Origin of the sequence: Bremerella sp. TYQ1 (assembly GCF_020150455.1) — a bacterium.
In the GTDB taxonomy this organism is placed as follows: domain Bacteria; phylum Planctomycetota; class Planctomycetia; order Pirellulales; family Pirellulaceae; genus Bremerella; species Bremerella volcania_A.
In genome coordinates, this window is record NZ_CP083740.1 from 5,467,945 (window position 1) to 5,489,105 (window position 21,161).

Consider the following 21,161-nt stretch of genomic DNA (forward strand, 5'->3'; position numbering starts at 1 on the left):
TTGCATAACGAACGACTCAGGCATTGCCAAGTATCCCTTGATCACCATCGAGAAGTTTCCATGACACAGTCCACTCAAACAACCGGTTCGAGCAACCCAAGTAACGCAAACATGCTTTCGCCGTTCCATTTGGCAGTGCAAGTTCACGATATCGCCGCTGCTCGAAAGTTTTATGGTGAATTGTTGGGCTGCCCCGAAGGCCGAAGTGCTGAGACATGGGTCGATTTTGACTTTTTCGGGCATCAATTTGTATGTCACTTAAACGAAAAAAAGTCAGCTCATTCCATTCACTATAACGAAGTCGACGGCCACGGCGTGCCAGTGCCTCACTTTGGGATCGTCTTGCCAATGGAACGGTGGACCGAGTTAGCAGAGAAGTTCAAAGCCAAAGGCGTTGAATTCGAGATAGCTCCTTACATCCGCTTCCAAGGTGAACCCGGCGAACAAGGCACAATGTTCTTCTTCGATCCATCAGGCAATGCCATCGAGATCAAAGGGTTTCAAAATATGGATTCGCTCTTCGCCAAATAGGCGATTGTGTGAGATCCGCCATTAAATAAAGACTTGCTGACGTCACCCCAGTAACCCAAATTTCTGCAAATAGGACTCCGCTCGCAGACATGAGCACAACTAACGAAGTGGGCAAACCATTGGCCCAGAACACTCCCGCGTTCGGTCCCAGCACGTATGACTTGACGAAGTACAACCGGATTGCCGTGCTGACCGAAGGCCACACCAATTCTTTCACGGCGAAAACGGCTATTGGCCTGTTACGGTTTCGTGGCCAAGATGTAGTCGCCATCATCGACAGTGAGTGTACTGTTTCAACGACCGTCGAAGCCTTGGGGCATGGTGGCGACACGCCTGTGGTCGCTTCGCTGAATCAAGTCGACACCCCTGATGCGTTGTTCATCGGCATTTCTCCCGCGGGCGGTAGATTGCCCCCGGCCATGCGAAAAACGATTCAAGAGGCGGCAGAAAGAGGAATCGATGTGATCTCTGGCTTGCACGACTATCTGTGCGAAGAGCCAGACCTCGCAGCGATTGCCGCGAAAAGCGGAAGCCAGCTGATTGATGTGCGTCGTACGAAGGAACGTGAAACGGCCAAACATGCGGCATTCAATGATCAGTGCGTCCGAGTTCATACCGTGGGGCACGATTGCTCCGTAGGCAAAATGTTTACTGCCCTGGAAGTTGAGCGAGAACTGCTGAAACGCGATGTTGACGCCAAGTTTATCGCCACCGGTCAAACCGGGATCATGGTTTCTGGAAACGGGATTCCGATCGATTCCGTGGTCTCGGACTTCGTGAATGGATCGATCGAGAATCTTGTCCTCGCAAATCAGCAGCATGATTTTCTGCTGATCGAAGGCCAAGGAAGCGTTGTGCATCCTGCTTATTCGGCAGTAACCCTGGGCCTCCTGCATGGATGTGCTCCGCACGGTCTAATCTTGTGCTACGAAGCAGGCCGCACGCATACCAAGGGCTTAGATCACGTTCCGCTGAAGTCGTTGTCTGAATTGAAGACCATCTACGAGCTGATCGCGTCGACTCGAAATCCATGCGAAGTTATCGGCGTGGCTCTCAACGGCCGTCGTATTTCGGAAGAGGAAGCGGCGATTGAAAAAGAGAAAGTCACCGCAGAGCTTGGATTGCCGGTTTGCGACGTTTATCGCGACGGTCCGCAGCTCTTGGCCGATGCGGTGATGGAACTAGGAAAGAAGGTGCGCTCATGAAACTCGAAATCCATCGAGTCGAGATGCCGCTAAAGAATGTTTTTCGTATTTCTCGAGGAGCTATTTCGGTTCAAGAATGTGTCATCGTGGAACTTCACGATCAAGGAGACAGTGGTCTCGGAGAAGCACCGCGAAGTACCTATTACGGACACACCGTCGATTCGATTGCGAAGTCTTTAGAAGCAATACAGGAGGAGCTCGAAGCGTGGGAGTTCACCACGCCAGAAACACTGTGGGATTTTGCTCAAAAACGACTTGCAAATGACTACTTCGCATTGTCCGCTTTGGACCAGGCCGCTCACGATCTGTACGGGAAACGCCATCGATCGACCGTATTTGAACGTAAAGGTTTTGCTTGGCGTGACATTCCTTATTCAAGCGTGACCGTATCGATTGCTTCGATTCCTGAGATGTTGAAAGAACTGGCCAGTTTCTCTGGTTGGCCGATCATTAAAGTAAAGCTGGGGACCGAAAACGATCTGGAAATTATCCAGGCACTTCGTGAGCACAGCGATGCAACGATTCGTGTCGATGCCAACTGTGCTTGGACAGTCGAAGAGACGATTCGCAACTCGCACGAATTCAAATCTCTTGGCGTCGAGTTCATCGAACAGCCTCTTCCTTCCGACGCGCCGATCGCCTCGAAGCGGACGGTATTCGAGGAAAGCGTTTTGCCGATCATCGCCGATGAAAGCTGTCAGCGAGAAGAGGATGTCCGTCAGTGCGATGGCCTATTCCACGGAATCAACATCAAGTTGTGTAAGTGTGGAGGGCTGACGCCAGCGTTTCGCATGCTCGAAGAGGCAAAGAGTCGGCAGTTGAAAACGATGGTCGGTTGCATGATCGAATCAGAAGTCGGGATTTCCGCCGCCGCTCAGCTGGCTCCTTGTCTCGACTATGTCGACTTGGACGGGGCGGTACTTTTGGCCAAGCAACCAGCCGACGGCGTGAAAGTAGATCATGGGACAATCGCTCGACCAATCGGATTCGGATGTGGAGTGAAACTCGACTCAACACTGGTTTGAGTCGAGGGTTCCGGCATAACAGGTTGCAGTACTAACTTGCTTCAGCGCGGATCGCATCGACGGTCCCGCTGCTGTCGGCAAACTCCTTCATTTCGAGCCCCATCATTTGGGCTTGGGTAAGCCATAAGTTGGCCAGTGGAGTACCTTCTGGCATGTTGATATGTTGGCCCGAGCGAACCGTCTTGCCGCCCCCAGCGACGACAATCGGTAAGTCGTTGTATTGATGTGTCGAGCCGTCCCCTAGTCCGGAGCCATATGTCATCAAAGTATTGTCGAGCAGCGTTGCTCCATCTTGTTGATGAGATAAGCAAACTGCTCCATATGAAAGAGGTCAACCTTCAAAAGGTCGTCGATCATCTTTGTTTGATTGTGCGACATCTGGTGATGACTGCGTGGTGTATCAAACAAGCTTTCATACATAAACGGCGTATCCCAACGCTCGGGACCAACCATGAACGTTGCCACATTCGTTAGCCCGGTTTGTAATGCGACAACCATTAAGTCGCCCATCAAGCGAATGTACTCGCCACGAGGTAAATGAGCTTCGGGCGGTTCTTCCAAGTCGACTTTCACCAATTCGCTTTTCATTGTCTCTAAGCGATTCATTTGAAGTTCGATTGCTCGGATTGATTCAAAGTATTCGTTGAATTTGTGACGGTCGCTTTGTCCAAGCGACTTTTGCAGGCTCTTCGCGTCTTCCAGGACTAAGTCGGTAACATCGCGAAAACGCTCGACATCATTCGTTGAAAACAATCGGCGGTACATCTTTCGTGGATCACGAATCGACGGAGCCAGATGTCCCGTGCCATACCACGAGATGTTGTCGAAGTAGATCGACTCTTTATTGTCACGATGGCTGTTGCAGCTGAACTCAAGTGTACGAAAAGGTGTTTCTGTGCCAATCTGATCGGCGACGAGGTGGTCTAAAGTTCGATCCAGCGGCCAGGCTGTTCCGTCAATCGTGTACGGTTTCGCACTGCTCAAATAGCACGAAGCACACTGGGCATGGACGTCGGTGCCTTGCTGGAAGGTTCGGTCCATGCCGGTAATCAGCGTGACTTTGTCCTTCATGCTTTCCAGCGGCGATAACGTTGGTGTTAGTTCTTCCAGCGGTTTGACACGGAAGTGCGGATCTTGCTTTTCCAGCGAACTCATTCGATTGCCAAGGTTCCCCTTGGGAATAATCGAGTTTTGCTCGCCGGGGAAGAAACCTCGCCGGACCACCCCGATCGGGACATAGAAGTGCACCATCCGTTTCGGTTGTGGAAGTGAAGATCCAGCCCATGCATGACTTTCCATCCATGGCAAAGCCAACGCCGCACCCCCGATACCACGAAGAAAATGTCGTCGACTTAGCTGCGTCATGGGGCCACCTTGTGGGAGAGTTTTGTTGCGGAAGGGGCTGGGGAAGATTGCTGATTGAGAAACGGTTCGCTAAGAATGACTTGGCGAATAAGCGTTTTCATTCGATAGCCGTCTGCCGCCGTCTGCGCGACAATTTGATCTAGCGCAAAGTGATCGGAAGGTTCGAGTTCCCGTGCTAAAGCGAACGAGAGGAGATGGCCCGCAAGTGCTCTCGCAAAGCGGTCTTTCTCGTGAAGAACAGCATCCTTGAATTCGATCACATCACCAAACGAATGCTTGCCGAACAGCGTGCCTGACACATCGACCGTACGACCGTTGTCATATTCGGTTCGCCACGCTCCGACAGGATCGTAGTTTTCCAAGGCAAATCCAAGGGGATCAATCTGCTCGTGACAACCACGACAATCGGCCCGCTTGCGATGAAGGGCAAGACGTTCGCGCAATGTCAGATGTTGTTCATCGGCTTCAGGCTTTTCGGCCAATGGAGGGACATCGGCCGGAGGTGGCTCCGGAGGATTATTGAAAATGACCGAAGCCATCCAGGCACCACGAGTGATTGGCTGTGTTCGTTCTGGACCTGACGTCATCGTCATCACGGCCGCGTTGGTGATAACGCCCCCGCTGCGTCGATCGGTTACCGGAACACGATGAAACGTCAGGGTGGTGACTTCCCCTTTTCGTTTGCGCCCGGAATGCTGTTCAGCCGACGCCAACGAGCCATAGGCATCTTCCAAGTGATCCGATCGATACGTGAAGTCGGAGTCAATCAACTGTGTGACCGATTGGTTTTCGATTAGCACGGTTTCAAAAATCAAAAGAGGTTCCAGCATCATGTGCATGCTGTCGCGGTACTTCGAAAAGTAAAACTGCGGGAAGCGTTCGCGATTAGGGACCGAGGATATGATTCGTTCCAATTGAAGCCACTGCGATGGGAAACTGTCGCAGAATCGCTTCAGCTTTCGGTCTTTTAGCATTCGGTCAATTTGCTCGGAAAGTACTTCCGGCGAGCTCAACTGGTTGGCGGCAGCCAAGTCAAGCAGCGTTCGGTCCGGAATGCTGCCCCACAAGAAGAACGACAATCGCGAAGCGTGTTGGAAGTCGTCTGCCGGGGCGGTTTCAGTTGAGTTGTCGTACAGGTAAAGGAAGTTGGGCGAAGCGATCGTCGCGGCTGCCACGGACTTCATTGCCTCCGGGTACGCGATTCCGCGGTCCAATTGGTGGGCAACATAATTCGTATAGCGGTCGAGAACCGCATCTTCGACAGGCCGACGAAAGGCCTTCGTCAGGAAACCTTTCAACCGTCTGCGAGACTCCTTTTTGGGGTCAACCATTTGCTCTGGCGGAGCAAAAAACTCGTTCCAGATGCCTACGTTTCGAGGGACAAAGTCAGGGCTTTCCGTTATCGATTGTCCCAGTTCCAGAAACGATTGCATCAACAATGGCGACAAAGACAGATGGTCGGCCTGGTTGTCGAAGCCATGTTCTGCTCGAAGGTCTTGGGGAATCGCTGCAACGCCAGCCAGGCGAGGCTCGATCATCTGAGACTTTCCCAGCGGCCGACTTCCGACGAGCACCACGTCTGGCATCTTTTCCTGATCGGGCTGGAAGTAGCCTTGATGCTCACGCATGATGCGTTCCGGCAACGTAAAGACAACGCACTTCAGATCGAAAAGATCGATCACGGCGTTATTGTATTGAAAGCGATTCATCCGCCGCATAGGCGTGCGAGGATTCGCCGTTTCCCCTGCGACAGCGTCGTGAAGTCGCGTCGTCAATTCTTGAATCAGGGTCGCCTGAAGCTCTTCGCCCAACGGTGGTTCATCGTCTGGCGGCATCGCACCAAACTCGATGGCTTCGATCATCTGCCGCAATAGGGCGGGGTTTCTCTCCGAGGAATCTATTGAAAACTTAGTCAGATCGATATCGGCTGAAATGTCCTCTTGGTCAGCGCCATGACACTTGAAACAACGAGTTTTGATGGTTCCGTGGAGTACGTTCTGCGAAGGCTCTGGTTCGTTCGCCTGAACAAGACCTGCGATGGTTAGCAGGACTGCGAAAGTCTGGGCCAGTCGAAGAAATCGAATCATGGATTCCCAATCAATGTGCATCGAGAGTGCAAGCCTTTTGGGAACGTGCGTTCCAGCGTCAGGCATTGCCAGCTAAGGAAGGAAGTGTCAAGGCGAGGAAACAACGAAGAGCAGGTCGAAGCAGTACTTCTGTTTATAGCAAAACCTTGGTCGAACAACCAAATGTTTCTACGGGAAAACCCGATGACGACCAGTGCTGATGGCAATGCATTGCAAAACGATAGGGCACATTCGGCATGGCAGATTTTGCCGACTACTGCTTGTATTCCTATCGCTGTGGCGTTGCTCTACTCCGATGAATCACTATTGAATATTGCTCTGCGTCGAACGCCACGGAGTTTTCCCGTTCGAGCAACAGCTTGGATTTCTAAGATCGTGTCGTCTGAGATCACAAAGTTTCGGGACGCGGGAAGGTCGACCGCTTGGCCATCGACCAATGTCCCAAACGCTGGCAGGATAAGAAGATCGTTCTTTAGGACAAAGCTGGGAAGCGTTGCGGAATCAGTTGCGGTGCGAAGTCGATACTTGGGGTGTAAGTGACCTGCGATGCAGGGCCGATCGCTGGACTCCACTGGGTGGTGCAGAAGCCGAAACGGACCACAATTGATCTCGTCATCGCATTCAATTTTCCATGCTTCCGGCAATCGGCCTGATCTTAAGTCGTGATTGCCAAGGACAAGCTGGATCGACAATGCTTCCTGCGTTCGACGCCATTCCGCGGTTTGATTGACAATTTGCGGCGTCAGTCCCTGGGCCGAGTGGACCATGTCTCCCAAGATGATTAGGCGTTGGCACTCTGTCTTTTGAATGAGCGAGGTAAGCCGAGCAAGGTCGACCGCAGTCACATCGGGAACTGGAATTGAGGCAGCTCGAAATGCTGCCTCTTTACCAAGATGGATGTCGGCCACCAACAACGTTTGAAAACTTGGGAGCCACACGGCACGCTCTGGCAATAAGTGGAGGGGCTCGTCGTGCCAGACAAGTTCATAGCCATCGCTGCCGTGCGAAGTCTCAGGCAAATCCATTTAACTTTTCTCCGCGGCCTTTTCCAATTGCTGTTGCATTCGGCGGACTCGATCCGCCAGCTTTTCAGACGAAAGACGCTCTCGTAGCCGATCAACGACCAACGGAAATGCGAGCGGCGTAAACCGCTTCGTTTGCCGGATGACGATTTCGCTTTGGCGGATGACCGTCAAGGTTTCTAAAAGTCGTTTACGTTCCAAGTTGCGTTCCAGGACTTCTTCCTTAGCTTGCTTGAGAAGAAGATTGTCCTGGTCGTAATTGCTGAAGACATCGAACAACAGTCCCGTCGAAGCTTGCAGCTGCCGAGCACTTTTCCGGCTGCCGGGGTAGCCTTGAAAAACAAGCCCCGCGATATGGGCCACTTCTCTGAACTGTCGCTTTGCCATTTCGACCGAATTTAGGCAACCCATAATGTCGTCTTGCAATCGTTCTTCCGAAAATAGATCGGTCTCCAACGCTTCGGCCAGCGGAATCTCGCTCGGTGAGAGTAATTCAAACCCATAGTCGTTGACGGCCATGCTGAACGTGATCGGTTGCAGGCGGGCAATGCGGTAGGCCATCAATGCGGCAAGACCTTCATGAACCAGTCGACCAGCGAAAGGGTAAAAGAATAGGTGGTACCCTTCACGAGACTTGGTTGTTTCGATCAGTAGTTGATGGAGCCGTGGTATCGAAGACCAAGCCTGTTGCAGTTCCAAAATCGGTTGAACGGCGTGCATTTCTGGCGTGTCGAAATCGCCGTCGGCTGCCTGATCCAGCTTTCGTCGAACGGCGAGTGAAAGCTCGGTGGATAGGGGCATTCGGCCACCCATCCAGCGTGGAATGATAGGCTTTTCGGCACTCTTCGCCCGACGCACCCAAACCTTCGAGTCTTGTACGCGAACTAGTTCTACCAGGCGGCCAGCGAAATAGAACGCTTCGCCGGGAGAGACCTTGGCGATGAACGCTTCTTCGACGGTGCCCAGACGCGGCCCCTTCACAAATTGCACGGCAATAGATGCATCGGCGACAATCGTACCAATCGACAGGCGATGATTTCTCGCTACTTTGCGGTCGTCGACAGCCAGCATTCCTTCGTCATTCGCAATCACACGGCGATACTCAGGATAGGCCTTCAATGCATCACCCCCGGTGGTGATAAACTTCAGGGCCCACTCCCAATCAGGCTTGGTCAAGTTCCGATAAGCGTGCGTCCCACGAACCTCTTCGAAAAGCTTGTCCGCGTCAAAACCTCCTCCACATGCCATGGTAACCATGTGCTGAATCAGCACATCAAGTGGTCCGTCTGGAGCGATCCGTTTTTCCAATTCGTTCCGCTGCATTGCTTCTTTGGCCGCAGCGAATTCGACAAGCTCTAACGTATTAGTCGGCACGCAGATTACCTGGCTGCGTCGACCAGGCGAGTGGCCACTTCGACCAGCACGCTGCAGCAACCGCGAAACACCCTTCGGGCTGCCGACCTGAATGACTTGCTCGACAGGACTGAAGTCGACTCCCAGGTCTAAGCTTGATGTGCAAACGACACATTTCAATCCTCCTTGACGCAGTTGCTGTTCGACCCAACCACGGGTATCGCGATCGATCGAGCCATGATGCACCGCAATCAATCCAGCCCAATCTGGGCGAAGTTGTAACAGCCGTTGGTACCAGGCTTCGGTCTGCGATCGGGTATTGGTAAAGACCAGCGAAGTCGACGCTTCATCAACACGTGCCGCAACATCTTCCACCAGCCGCGTGCCCAAATGACCTGCCCAGGGGAAACGTTCGATCGTGGAAGGTATAACCGTCTCGATGGTTGTCTTCTTGCGGCGTTTCCCGGAGATCAGCACCGGCTCGGAAGTGTTCGCCCTACCCTGTCCCATTAGCACGTCCATGGCGTTGTCGGTATTCCCCAGCGTAGCGGAGAGTCCCCACGTTTGCAGATGCGGATTCCATTGACGCAGTCGAGCCAACGCCAGCTCTGTTTGTGTACCTCGTTTCGAACCGAGCAGTTCATGCCATTCATCCACAATCACCAAACGCAGATCTCGAAGTTTGACTTGCGACTCTGGCTGACTCAGCATCACCGTCAAGCTTTCTGGCGTGGTGACAAGTGCCGTTGGCAAGCGACGCTTCTGACGCGCTCTTGCCGATGACGAGGTATCTCCGGTGCGAATGTCAACCGTCATCGGCAAGTCCATGTCCAACACCGGTCGAGCCAACGAGTCGAACGTATCGCTCGCAAGTGCACGCAGCGGTGTGATCCAGAGAACCCGCATCGGAAACGCAGATTGATTGCCGGTCGGCTTTTTCTGGGCAAGTATTTCAATCAGCGGTCCCATCCATGCCGCGTATGTTTTACCGGTTCCGGTACTTGCGTGAATCAATCCGCTTTGACCGGCCAAATATGCGTTCCAGGTCTGGCGCTGAAATCGAAACGGTTCGAATCGTTGCGACTGAAACCACGTCGTCACTTCCCGCTTCGCAGCGTCCAGTTTAGCTCGACTGGCAACGGGTTTACGCAGTGTTGTATTGCTTCGCGTGGCGATCGATCCCTCCATTAGCCTACCTCCATGTTGGCCAGCGACTTGATGGCGTCGATGCTGTCGGCTTGATCAATCGGCTTGTCATGCCGCCATCGGCTGATGCGGGGAAAGCGAACCGCAATGCCTGACTTGTGTCGGCTCGATTCGTGGATGCCCTCGAAGGCCAGCTCAAAGACAAGCTCTGGCGTCACCGAACGAACTGGACCAAACTTCTCGAGGGTATTCTTACGGATGAAACGATCGACCTGGCGAATCTCCTCATCAGTCAAGCCAGAGTAGGCCTTGGCAAAGGGAACGAGTTCACCATCTCGCCACGCGGCAAAGGTATAGTCGGTATACAAGTTTGCCCGGCGGCCATGTCCTCTTTGGGCGTAGATCAACACCGCATCGCACACGAACGGTTCCGCTTTCCACTTCCACCAAGTGCCTGTCGGGCGACCTACCTCATAAGCAGAATCGAGACGCTTCAGCATCAGGCCTTCTGTGCCATGCTGACGACAATCAGCACGCTGCTCCGCCATGTCGGTCCATGTCAAACAATCGACCGTTGGCGAGATAATCAGGCGATCATTGTCACATTCATCGACGATTGCCTTGAGCCGTTCGCGTCGACCTGCGAGGTCTATACTGCGGATGTCGTTTGCGGCGTCCTCCAGCAGATCGAACGCAATAAAGCGGCATGGAACGTCTTTCAGTAGCTTCTTGCCGACACGTTTTCGCCCGATCCGTTTTTGCAGTTCCGCGAATGGCAACACCTGATCGTCCGCCCAGGCAACAATCTCGCCGTCGAGAACCGTTCCGTCGGGAAGTGATGCAATAGCATCGGCCAGTTCAGGAAAACGTTCCAGGATTAGCTCCTCCCCACGCGACCATAAAAACGACTCGCCGCCGCGGCGAATCGCCTGGGCGCGGATGCCGTCCCACTTCCATTCGGCCAGCCACTGAGATGGTTCGCCTAGCGTGTCTGGTTCGTCTTGTAGCGGATGAGCAAGCATGAAAGGATACGGCTTGCTGACGTCTGCCTCACCGTCGTCTTGGCTGACCAGTTCTTGAAAGAATGCTTCGGTCGGATCCCAGTTGCCCATCAGTCGATGAGCAATCACCGACGTTTCCACACCACTGACTTTTGCGAGGGCACGGATCACAAGTCCCTTCGACACCCCCACACGAAAACCGCCAGTCACGAGTTTGTTGAACACAAACCGACTATGCCGCTGCAGTTCGCTCCATGATCCCAATAAGAGCCCTTTGCGTTTCTCTTCTTCCAGCGTAGCCAGCGGCAGCAAACGGTGCTCCACCCAATAGGCGAGCCCTTCGTCGTCTTCGAGCGAAACCGATTCGGCGGCGTCGCTCGGTTGCGTCGCGGCGACGATCAAAGACATCGTTTCCGCCAGGTCACCGACCGAATCGTAACAGGCCTCGAATAACCAGTCGTCGATCTCGGCGACTTCTGCCGTCCATTGACGAAGTACCCCGGTCGGAATCAAACGTTTGATGCGTTGCCCGCTCAAGAAGTAAACACCCCAAGCCCCATCCGCCGGTTCGCAGTGGCTGAAGTAGTGTACGAGTGCATCGATTTTGGCGTTGGTGCCGGATGCTTCGTCAAGCTGGCGATACAGTTCTGCGAATTGCCTCACGCTGAACGATCTCCTTCCTGCCCACTAACGGCCGCCTCGTCGTCTTCGGTATCTGTATCGACGGCCATGTCGTCATCTTCTCCGGTGAAAAGCGTGCTGAGTGCATCCGCTTCTAGTCCCTGCTGTTGCAGATACCGTACCATCGGTCCAGTCTGGCCGTGCGTTAGTAGTACCCTTTCCGCTTGGCTGGCATCAATTGTTTCGATCAATCCGTTCCAGTCGGCATGGTCAGAAACGACAAACCCTCGGTCGACATTGCGTCGTCGACGATTCCCACGAACCATCATCCAGCCTGACGCAAATGCGGTGGAAGCCTTTTTGAACTTCCGTAGCCAGACCGAACCGAGTGTCGATGGCGGTGCGACGATCAGGCCTGACGACCAACGATCAGCCGCCCCATCTCTACCGGCATAGTGTGTCTCCGGTAAGGCAATTCCGGTTTCGCGGTAGGCCCGATTGATCCCTTCGACGGCACCATGGCAGAAGATCGGTCCAATGCTTGCGTCGACTCCGGCAATCAAACGTTGGGCTTTTCCCAATGAATAAGCAAATAGCACCGACGGACGTCCCTCGGCCGCGTTGTTTCGCCACCATGCATTGATGGAAGCGAAGAGCGTTTCATCTTTCTCCCACCGATAGATTGGCAATCCAAACGTGCATTCACTGATCAGCGTATGGCATGCGACCGGTTCGAATTCGCTGCATGTCGCGTCTGATCCGAGCTTGAAGTCCCCCGTAACAACCCACACTTCGCCCCGATATTCCAAGCGAACTTGCGATGAACCTAGGACGTGTCCGGCCGGGTGAAGTGAAACGTTCACACCGTTGAGATCGATCGATTCGCCGTAGGCAAGCGTGTCGATCTGGACATTCTCGCCCAGGCGTTTTCGTAAAACATGCTCGCCCTCCGTGGATGTCAAATAACGTTCGCTGCCGTACCGCGCATGGTCGGAGTGGGCATGCGTGACAATAGCACGCGATGTTGGACGCCAAGGGTCGATATGGAAATCTCCGGCTCGGCAATACAAACCGGCCTGGGTAACTTCGATCAAAACATCTCCTTACTGCAGATTACCGTTTAACCGTGTTACCGAAAAAAAGCTCGTGCGGTTAACAGCCCACAGGAAATAAGGAGCCTCAATGGACACACGTCAAAAACTGGAGATACTGGCCGACGCCGCGAAGTATGACGCTTCGTGTGCCAGTAGCGGATCGAAACAGACCCGCCGCGGCAGTCAGATCGGCAGCACCGAAGGGATGGGCATTTGCCACAGCTACACCCCCGACGGTCGCTGCGTTTCGCTACTTAAGATCTTGCTCACGAATTACTGCATCTTTGATTGTACGTTTTGCGTCAATCGGGTTTCGAGCGATACGCCTCGGGCTCGCTTCAGCGTCGATGAAGTCGTGCAGTTGACTCTACAGTTCTACAAACGTAACTACATCGAAGGATTGTTTCTCAGCTCGGGCATCATTCAGAATGCCGACTACACCATGCAGCAGCTCACCATGGTGGCCAAAAAGCTGCGTAGCGAACATCAGTATGGTGGGTACATCCATCTTAAAACGATTCCGGGCTGCTCTGACGAACTGATCCATGAGGCCGGTCGTTGGGCCGATCGTCTAAGTGTCAACATCGAGCTACCAACACAAAACGACCTGAAACAGCTGGCTCCGGAGAAAGATTCAACGCAAATTGTCACGGCGATGGACACCGTGAAAACGAGAATCGACGAAACCAAAGCCGACAAAAAGCAAGGCTTCAAAGCTCCTTCATATGCCCCAGCTGGGCAAAGCACGCAGTTGATCGTAGGAGCGACCGAGACACCCGATGCCACCATCCTGCAAACGGTAACGAGTCTGTATCAGGATCAACGGCTGCGTCGCGTTTACTATTCGGCGTACAGTCCAATCCCGCACGCTGATGCCAGACTTCCCGGTATGGCTCCACCGTTAGTCCGCGAACACCGGTTGTATCAAGCCGATTGGCTATTGCGATTTTACGGCTTCTCAGCGGATGAACTCTTTTCGCCGCAGCAGCAAAACCTGCCGTTGGACATCGATCCGAAACTGGCCTGGACTTTGGCGAACCGTGACCGATTCCCGGTTGATATTAATCGTGCTGATCGAGAAATGCTGCTCCGGATACCAGGCATTGGCAGCCGAAGCGTCGGCCGCATCCTGCAAATTCGCAAGCATCGCAGTTTGTCGGTGGCTGATTTGAAGAAGCTGCGAGTTGCCTGGAAACGTGCGGCGCCGTTTGTCATTACGACCGATGCGAATCCATCGCTCAAACTGCTCGACTCGCTGCAGCTCAAGCAAAAGACAAGCACCGAACGGCAGCTTTCGCTGTTCGATGCGATCGACTCGGCTCGCAGTGGAGAAGTCTGATGCAGTCGAGACATGTCGAGTCGTTTGAAGACTGGCGGAATCAGGCCCGGCAGTTGATTGCCGCCGAGATTTCGCCGCGGGAAGTCTGCTTTCGAGAAAACAGTTCTCAGGCCGAACTATTCGGAGCCACCAACACTCCGCAGGAAAAGTTACCGGCCGCACGCCCATTTCGTGTCGATCGAAAATTCATGCAGTTGGCCGATCGTGTGGTATGCCACCGCGATGTTGATCGGTACGACTTGCTATATCGAATCTTGTGGCGGTTGACGCATGGCGAGCCTAAGTTAATGCAGGTCACCGTCGACGACGACATTTATCGTGCTTCGATGATGGAAAAAGCAGTCCGCCGCGATGCCCATAAGATGAAAGCGTTCGTCCGCTTCTGCCAGGTGGAAACCGAGTCCGACCGCGAAAAGTACGTGGCCTGGCATGAACCAGACCACAAAGTGCTGAGGCTCATCGCCCCGTTTTTTGCCCGCCGATTTCGTGGCATGGATTGGACAATCTTAACTCCTGATGAATCCGTTAGCTGGGATGGCAAGCAGTTTGCCTGGGGGCCAGGCGTGCCAATGTCGCAGCGTCCTCGCGCTGATTCGCTAGAAGAGTTGTGGAAAACTTACTACGCATCGATCTTCAATCCGGCTCGCTTAAAAACGAAAGCGATGAAAGCCGAAATGCCGGTTCGATATTGGAAGACGCTTCCCGAAGCGGAACTGATCGACGATTTGATCCGGAAGGCGAATACTCGCACCGAATCGATGATTTCGCATCGCGAAGGTGTGGCATTTACGGCCGAGCGCTACCTGCCGGAGGATTTGACCGTGGAGTCATTCCAAGCAGGACTTGCCCAATGCGATGCGTGCTCGTTATGCGAACATGCAACTCAGGTCATCGCCGGGGAAGGGCCAGTTCCCAGTCGTTTGGTCCTTGTAGGTGAACAGCCAGGCGATCAGGAAGATCTCGTGGGACGTCCCTTTATAGGTCCGGCTGGTCAGATTTTGAATCAAGCGTTACAGGATGCAGGCATTCGTCGAGACGAGGTGTACCTGACCAATGCGGTGAAGCATTTCAAATTTGAAGAACGGGGTAAGCAGCGACTTCACAAGCGACCCAACGTCAGTGAGGTAACGGCCTGTCACCCTTGGCTTCAGGCCGAATTTCTATTGACGGTTCCCCGTGTGGTTGTGTGCCTTGGATCGACGGCGGCTCAAGCCGTGCTCGGACGTGGCTTCAAGATTCAAACCAGCCGTGGGCAATTCTTTTCCGGGCCTCACGATTGCGAGGCGATCGCGACCTATCATCCGTCGGCCGCACTTCGTGTGCGTGACGTGAAGCGGAAGGAGGAGATCATCCGGCATTTGACAGAAGACTTGCGTCGCGCGGCCGAGAAAGCCAAGGCATAGAAAATGCTGGTGAATGGATTGGGAGCTTTACGGTTAGCAGGCCTGAAAGACGAAGAACCATGACTCACACCCCTCGCATTTTGATTGTCGTAGGCTCGCCTGATAGCGATGTCGCTCGGACGGCGTCGCACCGTCGTGCATTACGTATTCTGTCCAATCTTCCGCCTGGTATGCGTTGCGAAGTAATCTTTCTCGACGTCTTGCCGGACGGCCGCTTTGCGTTTCCGGAATACCTCAGCCCATGGAATACGGCCATCGAGGAAACATTCTCGCGCTGGGAAGCAACGGAAATGCTGACTGGGATCCGGCTTGATTTCGCACTGCCAATGCTTGAGGGGCGAAGCCGATCGCCGAGCGTCGAGCGGATTCTGCAAGATCTCAATATCACCCCGCTGGCCGAGATCGCGTCTGCCTCGCGGAGCCATCTCGATACCGACGCCCTGCCGACGGCGTGGGAACAACTGAGCCAGATATCTGTGAACTAATAGCCGATTCGGAGACCCGCAGCGGTATCGTTATTTCAGGGGGAACGCGCCAAGCTTCCAGGCGTTTGGCGAGGTATCCCAAGCGGCAATTCGACTTTTCTTATGATTTGCCCGGTACTTACAATCTTAACGTGGGTTTAACAGTAGACCGCTCGGCGTTTTCGTCGCCGCTGATCGACTGTTGTTCACCCGATACTGGTCCGCTGGAGTGCGGCCAGGCTTTGTTGTAAGTGCGTGTATGGAATTCCTTGAAGTCCCCCTTTTCGATACGGACATTTTCAAGCTACTTGTCCGGTTTGCGATCAACTTGTTGTTCCTCACGTTGATTGTGGTGTTCGGGATCTATCCCAGCCAACGGCGCCGCGAGTTCGCGTTCACGGCGGTCATGCTTAACATCGTCGTCTTTTTCATCTGCTTCACGATGAAGAAGCTAGAGCTCGACTTGGGGTTGGCGTTGGGCCTCTTTGCCGTCTTTGGCGTACTGCGTTATCGAACCGACGCGATTCGTCCGAAAGAAATGACTTACTTGTTCATCGTCATTGGAATCGCGGTGATCAACTCGCTGGCAAACAAAAAGACCAGCTATGCCGAAGTCGCTTTGGTCAACTCGGTGATCTTCGCAACAACCATGCTGAAAGAACGCGTTGTTGGCGCGAATGGCAACGGAAAGAAGGAACCACCGGAGAACGGCGAGGAACCTGGCAGCGGAAAATCGAACGGCGGAAATGGTAATGGAAAGCAGAGCAAGAAGGAAAAGCTCTCGAAGTACACGCTGGAATACGACCGTTTGCAATGGCTCGGCGACGATCACCGAGAGGCACTTTTGGCCGATCTGCGCGAGCGGACTGGACTGGACGTCATTGACTTTGAGATCAAGAACATCGATCTCCCCAACGGCAAAGCGACGCTCACTATTTGGACGCCGCCGAGCCCTTCGCCACCGAAAGAGAATCCATAACCCAAGGTAAGCGTTTGACCGAGTGATGCTCGGCGAACTCACCACTTTTCGCGAATTCTATCGAAAGTTTCACGATGACACGTACCCTTCGTTGGGCCATTCCCGGCATCTTACTTCTCATTCCTGCGGCGTTTGTCATCGCCCAGCCGCCTGAGGGTTTTCGTGGCCCAGGCGGACCAGGTGGTCCTGGAGGACCGCGAGGCTTCGGACCACCTGGGAGTAGCGAAGATCGTAAGCTAGTCGAAAAATTCGATCAGGACGAAAACGGCTGGCTCGACCAGAAGGAACGTGTCCCGGCACGTGCCGAAGCGAAGTCAGAAGGGGAACGCCGTGGCGGTTTTGGACCTCCGGGAGGTCGTCGCGGCCGTGGCGGTAATCGTCCTGCCCCACAGCCAGGACCGAAGGTGAGCCCAAGCGATGTCGCAACCAACACCAAAGCAGGTCTCTACGATGCGAACGTCGTGCGAACGCTTTTCTTCGAGTTTGAAAACGAAGATTGGGAAAAGGAACTGGAAGATTTCCATGGCACCGACGTCGATGTTCCCGCAACATTGACCGTGGATGGAAAGACGTACGAAAACGTCGGGATGCGATTCCGCGGCATGTCTTCCTATGGCATGGTGCCGACCGGCTACAAACGCTCTTTCAATGTTTCCATCGACATGGCCGACGACGATCAACGTTTGTACGGTTATAAAACGCTGAACCTTCTCAACTGTGCTGGCGATGCGTCTTTCATGAGTACGGTTCTCTACTCGAAGATTGCCAGCGACTACATCCCCGTGCCGAAAGCCAACCATGTCCAAGTGGTGATCAATGGCGAAAGCTGGGGCGTGTATGCCAACGTTCAGCAATACGACAAGACCTTCATCTCCGAGCACTTTGATCCCTCGAAGGGGACGCGCTGGAAAGTCAGCGGCAGTCCTGCCGGCGACGGTGGACTACGTTACATGGGCGAAGAGCTTGAACCGTACAAGGCTCGTTACGACATGAAGTCGAACGACGGCAACAAAGCCTGGAAAGCTTTGGTCGACCTGTGTCGCACATTGAATGAAACACCGCTCGATCAATTGGAAAAAGAATTGGAACCGATGCTCGATATCGACGAGGCTCTTAAGTTCCTCGCCATTGACGTGGCATTGGTCAATAGCGACGGCTATTGGACACGAGCAAGCGACTATTACCTGTTTCTCGATCACGAAAAACGATTCCATTTGATTCCCCACGACATGAACGAAGCCTTCCAAGGGGGCCGTGGTGGAAGTCGCGGACCAGGCGGGCCACCTCCGGGGATGGGCGATCGCGGTCCGCGGGATCGTGGACGGGGAGAAGGGGATCGTGACGAACGAGATCGTCCCCGATTCGATCCGCGCGAGCGGGGACCTGACGATGGCGAACGTGCCGAACGTGGTCCACGTCCAGAGGGCGAAGGCCCAGGTGGATTCTTCCCTGGTTTCTTCGGGCCACCTCCCGGAGCGGAAGGAGAACGAGGACAAGGGCCCGGCGGCCCACGTCGCGGGCCAGGCGGTTTCGGTGGTCCCGGCGGACCGGGTCATGGCGGAGCGGATCTCGATCCACTCGTGTCGATCGACAATCCCCGTATGGCACTTCGCAACAAGCTGTTGGCGATACCAAGCCTGCGTGCCAAGTACCTTGGCTATGTGCGAGAAATCGCAGAGAAATCGCTGGCCCCTGAAAAAATCGACGCCATCGTCCAGCAGCATGCGAAACAAATTGAAGCGATTGTCGCCAGCGACACACGCAAGCTGGAATCGACCGAAGCGTTCTTGCAAACGACTTCCATGGATGCAAACGCCAAAGCGGATGCTGCTTCGCTACGTAAATTTTGCGAAGAGCGTCGCGACTACTTGCTGAACTACCAAGATCCTCAGGCCAGCAAGCGTTAACGCCAATCGTTATTACAAGTAACCGTCAAGCAACCAACGAAAGCCGCGGGACTAAGATGCATCCTGCGGCTTTTTTCTGCGCACACCAATCATAACCGGAATCGGTCGAGGCTCGCCGGATGACGGGCGATTGAACGTATGTAGCTTCTCCTTTTGATCACGACGATACATCATGATTGAACTGCCTCCGCCATCCATGTTGATCGCACTATGGCAGCCATGTTTTTTCATGATCTTGGCCATCTCTTCCAGCGTTGCGCCCACGCTATAGCCCGGGCGACGGCCATCGACAACTGCGAGGAACAGATACCTTCGCGTCTTATCGATTCCCAAGGCGGTTCTCGGATGTCGTTCGCCGCCGGGGTTGGGAATCACGTTCCCTTCGCTAAGCAGAAGGCCGTAGAAATCTCCCACGGAATCCTGTGGGTAGGCATGAGGCGAAGGTCTGCCGATCGTCCCAAGCGACTGTTTATTGGCCCAGAACGCAACTTCTGACTTCGAACGTTTAGGGTTTTCGAGCATGCTGCGAACCGTTCCGTGCGTGGTTACCATTCCAAGCATGTTGACCGGCATTCCTTCGTACCAATGGCGGAATCGATCTTGATCTCGAACGCGGGCAAACGCATTCGCATTCACCCCGGCAACGGCACCATCGCGATTCATGAGATCAGCCGGATAGGTCAACGATGCTTCCGCTGGGCCGTCGCCATCGGGATCGTCTCCGACCATAACGATTGTCTCGTAGTCGGAGTTTTGAAGGTCGATCCGCATGATGTGGATCGCCAATGGCTCAGGCGACAAGTGTTTCTCTTGCCATAAGACGACTGCGTTCTCGATGTTCCGCGAAGGCTCGACAACCGCATTGCTGGGAAGCATCGCGACATCGTCGGCAAAAATAAAAGCAGGTGAAAGGATAGCAGAAAACAAAAGAAAACAGGCGCGTCGGTAGTAGGTCATGGAACTCGCAGCGAGCCATCGTCGTCAACTGACGAGGGCTCCAGGTTTCAGGAAACTGGGCAGGATAACATTAACAACGAATGGTCCGAGTCGCACGACTATTCCAGATGGAAGTCGCGTTCCTGCGTTCCCGATTCAACATTCAGCTGTAGTGTCGACTTGTCGTTATATTTCGCAGGAATGTAGGCGACCGTGGCGAACGGATTCTCTTCCTGGGCGCTACTTGGGTTCTTCACGCCAACTTTCTTTCGTGCGGTGATTTGTACGAAGCATTCACCAATGGGTGCCGAAGATTCAAATTCGCCATCCTTTATGATTGCCCCTTCGACGGCGCTATTGTCGGCTAGTCGAAAGATGATTTGTCCTTCTGGAACCGGCTCGCCCTGGTAGGTTACAGAGCCCTTCACAATTCCTCGTGTCGTATCGCCGGAACATCCGACCAACGCGAAAACGACCGCAACGCAAGCCAGGCTAAGAAATGTCTTCATGTCGTGTGCTTTATCGATTGAATGGGTTTGACTTTGAGGGGTGTCGGGCCAAGTAGTGCGGCAGCTCGTTCGCTACCGCACTACTCCACCCTTTCCACAATGCTTGTTTAAAAGTCGCCTAGCGTTTCGCCGCCACGCTTGGTGCCCAGGGCGTTGTATGTCGTCAGGTCGATCGTATCGGAGAAGAAACGCACACTTCCATCTGCCGAGGCGGCATTGACGCCGCCGGGGTGATAGCTGCGAGCAAAGTGACGCAGTTCGTCGTAGCTTGATCCAACGGCAACGATAGGGTACTTGGGTGTGCTGCCGATCGCTTGATAAGACTGATCTGAAACGGTTGTGTTAGGGCCATATTCAGTGCTGAAGCCATAGCCGCCGAATGTCGCACCGCCCCAGATCGAACCAGAGCCACCCCAGCCGGTATCCTCTTGAACGCGCGCCGCACATTCGGAAAGCAAAAGCGTGTTGCTGGTACCATCTTTCACCGAGGACATGTCGGCATACTTGTTCCAGCAGAACATGCCGTTCAGTTCGACGTCGCGATCCAAGTTATTGCTACCAGCACAAGCGACATAGCTCGACTTGAAACCGAAACCTGGGTCCGACGTAGGTCGGTACGCGTTACCGCTGGAAGATCCGTTGCCGCCCATCGCATCGCCAATGTTGGAAGGGCAGACATACGCAGAAATTGGAGTGTCCTTCAAGCTTGCCGGAACATCCATCATGTACGTTGGATTGAGCGTACGGATTTCGTCATACAAAGCTTTTTGCTCGACGTAAGGAAACAACGCGTGAGCCCAGCACCATCGCTGTAATGTGCCGGGAGGGTAATACTCGTGACCAGCGGGAAACTTGTTATGCGTGTCGTGATACATGTGCATCGCCAACGCCAACTGCTTCAAGTTGTTGTTGCACGACATGCGGCGAGCCGCTTCCCGGGCCTGTTGTACGGCTGGAAGTAGCAGGGCAATCAGCACGCCAATGATGGCGATCACCACCAGCAGTTCGACGAGAGTAAAGCCTTTTTGGTTGCTTTTCATTTGACTGTGCCAACCGTCCGCTGGCGTCTCCATGGGGTTTCGAGGCGAAACATAAATTGAAGAAAAACTTTTGAAACCCAGACCGAGTCGGGCTCGCAAGACTTGTCGCGTAAAACGGCCGCTCGTTAACTGTG

At 53.9% G+C, this 21,161-nt stretch carries 18 protein-coding genes; 8 read left to right on the forward strand and 10 right to left on the reverse strand.

Going from position 1 to position 21,161, the window contains the following annotated elements:
* Positions 1 to 60 precede the first annotated feature (60 nt).
* The 3 genes from LA756_RS22200 to LA756_RS22210 all read left to right on the forward strand — a co-directional run bounded on the left by LA756_RS22200 (position 61) and on the right by LA756_RS22210 (position 2,761).
* The gene (locus LA756_RS22200) at positions 61 to 531 is read left to right on the forward strand and encodes a VOC family protein (protein WP_224436913.1); all 471 of its coding nucleotides are present in this window, start codon (positions 61 to 63) and stop codon (positions 529 to 531) included.
* Between the two features lie 89 nt (positions 532 to 620).
* The gene (locus tag LA756_RS22205) at positions 621 to 1,736 is read left to right on the forward strand and encodes a DUF1611 domain-containing protein (protein ID WP_224436914.1); all 1,116 of its coding nucleotides are present in this window, start codon (positions 621 to 623) and stop codon (positions 1,734 to 1,736) included.
* Positions 1,733 to 2,761, forward strand: coding sequence for a dipeptide epimerase (locus LA756_RS22210; protein ID WP_224436915.1), 1,029 nt, complete (start codon positions 1,733 to 1,735; stop codon positions 2,759 to 2,761). The genes LA756_RS22205 and LA756_RS22210 overlap by 4 nt, the downstream gene beginning before the upstream one ends.
* A 31-nt stretch (positions 2,762 to 2,792) precedes the next feature.
* On the opposite strand, the gene LA756_RS22215 is transcribed toward LA756_RS22210, so the two are convergent.
* From LA756_RS22215 to LA756_RS22245, 7 genes are all read right to left on the reverse strand, one after another.
* Positions 2,793 to 3,023: a hypothetical protein gene (locus LA756_RS22215; RefSeq protein ID WP_224436916.1), complete on the reverse strand. Its 231-nt coding sequence runs from the start codon at positions 3,021 to 3,023 to the stop codon at positions 2,793 to 2,795.
* Positions 3,023 to 4,126: a DUF1552 domain-containing protein gene (locus tag LA756_RS22220; RefSeq protein ID WP_224436917.1), complete on the reverse strand. Its 1,104-nt coding sequence runs from the start codon at positions 4,124 to 4,126 to the stop codon at positions 3,023 to 3,025. The genes LA756_RS22215 and LA756_RS22220 overlap by 1 nt, the downstream gene beginning before the upstream one ends.
* Positions 4,123 to 6,213, reverse strand: coding sequence for a DUF1592 domain-containing protein (locus LA756_RS22225; protein ID WP_224436918.1), 2,091 nt, complete (start codon positions 6,211 to 6,213; stop codon positions 4,123 to 4,125). Before LA756_RS22225 ends, LA756_RS22220 begins: the two co-directional genes overlap by 4 nt.
* A 287-nt stretch (positions 6,214 to 6,500) precedes the next feature.
* Positions 6,501 to 7,238 carry a ligase-associated DNA damage response endonuclease PdeM gene (gene pdeM, locus LA756_RS22230; protein WP_224436919.1) on the reverse strand — a complete coding sequence of 246 codons (738 nt, stop codon included), beginning with the start codon at positions 7,236 to 7,238 and terminating at the stop codon, positions 6,501 to 6,503.
* Complete coding sequence (locus LA756_RS22235; protein ID WP_224436920.1) at positions 7,239 to 9,776, reverse strand: ligase-associated DNA damage response DEXH box helicase; 2,538 nt, start codon at positions 9,774 to 9,776, stop codon at positions 7,239 to 7,241.
* Positions 9,776 to 11,398: an ATP-dependent DNA ligase gene (locus LA756_RS22240; protein ID WP_224436921.1), complete on the reverse strand. Its 1,623-nt coding sequence runs from the start codon at positions 11,396 to 11,398 to the stop codon at positions 9,776 to 9,778. The genes LA756_RS22235 and LA756_RS22240 overlap by 1 nt, the downstream gene beginning before the upstream one ends.
* Positions 11,395 to 12,450, reverse strand: coding sequence for a ligase-associated DNA damage response exonuclease (locus tag LA756_RS22245; RefSeq protein WP_224436922.1), 1,056 nt, complete (start codon positions 12,448 to 12,450; stop codon positions 11,395 to 11,397). Before LA756_RS22245 ends, LA756_RS22240 begins: the two co-directional genes overlap by 4 nt.
* Positions 12,451 to 12,538: 88 nt before the next feature.
* On the opposite strand from LA756_RS22245, the gene LA756_RS22250 reads away from it, so the two are divergent.
* The 5 genes from LA756_RS22250 (at position 12,539) to LA756_RS22270 (ending at position 18,542) form a co-directional block, all read left to right on the forward strand.
* A complete protein-coding gene (locus tag LA756_RS22250; RefSeq protein ID WP_224436923.1) occupies positions 12,539 to 13,789 on the forward strand; it encodes a putative DNA modification/repair radical SAM protein in 1,251 nt (416 codons plus the stop codon).
* Positions 13,789 to 15,192 (forward strand): UdgX family uracil-DNA binding protein, encoded by a 1,404-nt coding sequence (locus tag LA756_RS22255; RefSeq protein ID WP_224436924.1) that lies wholly within the window; start codon positions 13,789 to 13,791, stop codon positions 15,190 to 15,192. The genes LA756_RS22250 and LA756_RS22255 overlap by 1 nt, the downstream gene beginning before the upstream one ends.
* Before the next feature lie 59 nt (positions 15,193 to 15,251).
* Entirely contained in the window at positions 15,252 to 15,677 is a 426-nt protein-coding gene (locus LA756_RS22260) for a hypothetical protein (RefSeq protein WP_224436925.1), read from the forward strand.
* A gap of 238 nt (positions 15,678 to 15,915) precedes the next feature.
* Positions 15,916 to 16,635, forward strand: coding sequence for a DUF4956 domain-containing protein (locus tag LA756_RS22265; protein WP_224436926.1), 720 nt, complete (start codon positions 15,916 to 15,918; stop codon positions 16,633 to 16,635).
* Positions 16,636 to 16,709: 74 nt separating this feature from the next.
* On the forward strand, positions 16,710 to 18,542 hold the full coding sequence (locus LA756_RS22270; RefSeq protein WP_224436927.1) for a CotH kinase family protein: 1,833 nt from the start codon (positions 16,710 to 16,712) through the stop codon (positions 18,540 to 18,542).
* 51 nt (positions 18,543 to 18,593) lie between these two features.
* Here LA756_RS22270 and LA756_RS22275 read toward each other — a convergent pair whose 3' ends face one another.
* The 3 genes from LA756_RS22275 to LA756_RS22285 all read right to left on the reverse strand — a co-directional run bounded on the left by LA756_RS22275 (position 18,594) and on the right by LA756_RS22285 (position 21,027).
* Positions 18,594 to 19,418 carry a phosphodiester glycosidase family protein gene (locus LA756_RS22275; protein ID WP_224436928.1) on the reverse strand — a complete coding sequence of 275 codons (825 nt, stop codon included), beginning with the start codon at positions 19,416 to 19,418 and terminating at the stop codon, positions 18,594 to 18,596.
* 179 nt (positions 19,419 to 19,597) lie between these two features.
* A complete protein-coding gene (locus tag LA756_RS22280) occupies positions 19,598 to 19,987 on the reverse strand; it encodes a hypothetical protein (protein WP_224436929.1) in 390 nt (129 codons plus the stop codon).
* Between the two features lie 107 nt (positions 19,988 to 20,094).
* Positions 20,095 to 21,027, reverse strand: coding sequence for a DUF1559 domain-containing protein (locus LA756_RS22285; RefSeq protein ID WP_224436930.1), 933 nt, complete (start codon positions 21,025 to 21,027; stop codon positions 20,095 to 20,097).
* Positions 21,028 to 21,161 lie beyond the last annotated feature (134 nt).

Coding starts and splice junctions, on each gene's coding strand:
- LA756_RS22200 (WP_224436913.1), top strand. CDS start 61: ATGACACAGTCCACTCAAACAACCGGTTCGAGCAACCCAAGTAACGCA.
- LA756_RS22205 (WP_224436914.1), top strand. CDS start 621: ATGAGCACAACTAACGAAGTGGGCAAACCATTGGCCCAGAACACTCCC.
- LA756_RS22210 (WP_224436915.1), top strand. CDS start 1,733: ATGAAACTCGAAATCCATCGAGTCGAGATGCCGCTAAAGAATGTTTTT.
- LA756_RS22215 (WP_224436916.1), bottom strand. CDS start 3,023: ATGACATATGGCTCCGGACTAGGGGACGGCTCGACACATCAATACAAC.
- LA756_RS22220 (WP_224436917.1), bottom strand. CDS start 4,126: ATGACGCAGCTAAGTCGACGACATTTTCTTCGTGGTATCGGGGGTGCG.
- LA756_RS22225 (WP_224436918.1), bottom strand. CDS start 6,213: ATGATTCGATTTCTTCGACTGGCCCAGACTTTCGCAGTCCTGCTAACC.
- pdeM (WP_224436919.1), bottom strand. CDS start 7,238: ATGGATTTGCCTGAGACTTCGCACGGCAGCGATGGCTATGAACTTGTC.
- LA756_RS22235 (WP_224436920.1), bottom strand. CDS start 9,776: ATGGAGGGATCGATCGCCACGCGAAGCAATACAACACTGCGTAAACCC.
- LA756_RS22250 (WP_224436923.1), top strand. CDS start 12,539: ATGGACACACGTCAAAAACTGGAGATACTGGCCGACGCCGCGAAGTAT.
- LA756_RS22255 (WP_224436924.1), top strand. CDS start 13,789: ATGCAGTCGAGACATGTCGAGTCGTTTGAAGACTGGCGGAATCAGGCC.
- LA756_RS22260 (WP_224436925.1), top strand. CDS start 15,252: ATGACTCACACCCCTCGCATTTTGATTGTCGTAGGCTCGCCTGATAGC.
- LA756_RS22265 (WP_224436926.1), top strand. CDS start 15,916: ATGGAATTCCTTGAAGTCCCCCTTTTCGATACGGACATTTTCAAGCTA.
- LA756_RS22270 (WP_224436927.1), top strand. CDS start 16,710: ATGACACGTACCCTTCGTTGGGCCATTCCCGGCATCTTACTTCTCATT.
- LA756_RS22275 (WP_224436928.1), bottom strand. CDS start 19,418: ATGCTTCCCAGCAATGCGGTTGTCGAGCCTTCGCGGAACATCGAGAAC.
- LA756_RS22280 (WP_224436929.1), bottom strand. CDS start 19,987: ATGAAGACATTTCTTAGCCTGGCTTGCGTTGCGGTCGTTTTCGCGTTG.
- LA756_RS22285 (WP_224436930.1), bottom strand. CDS start 21,027: ATGAAAAGCAACCAAAAAGGCTTTACTCTCGTCGAACTGCTGGTGGTG.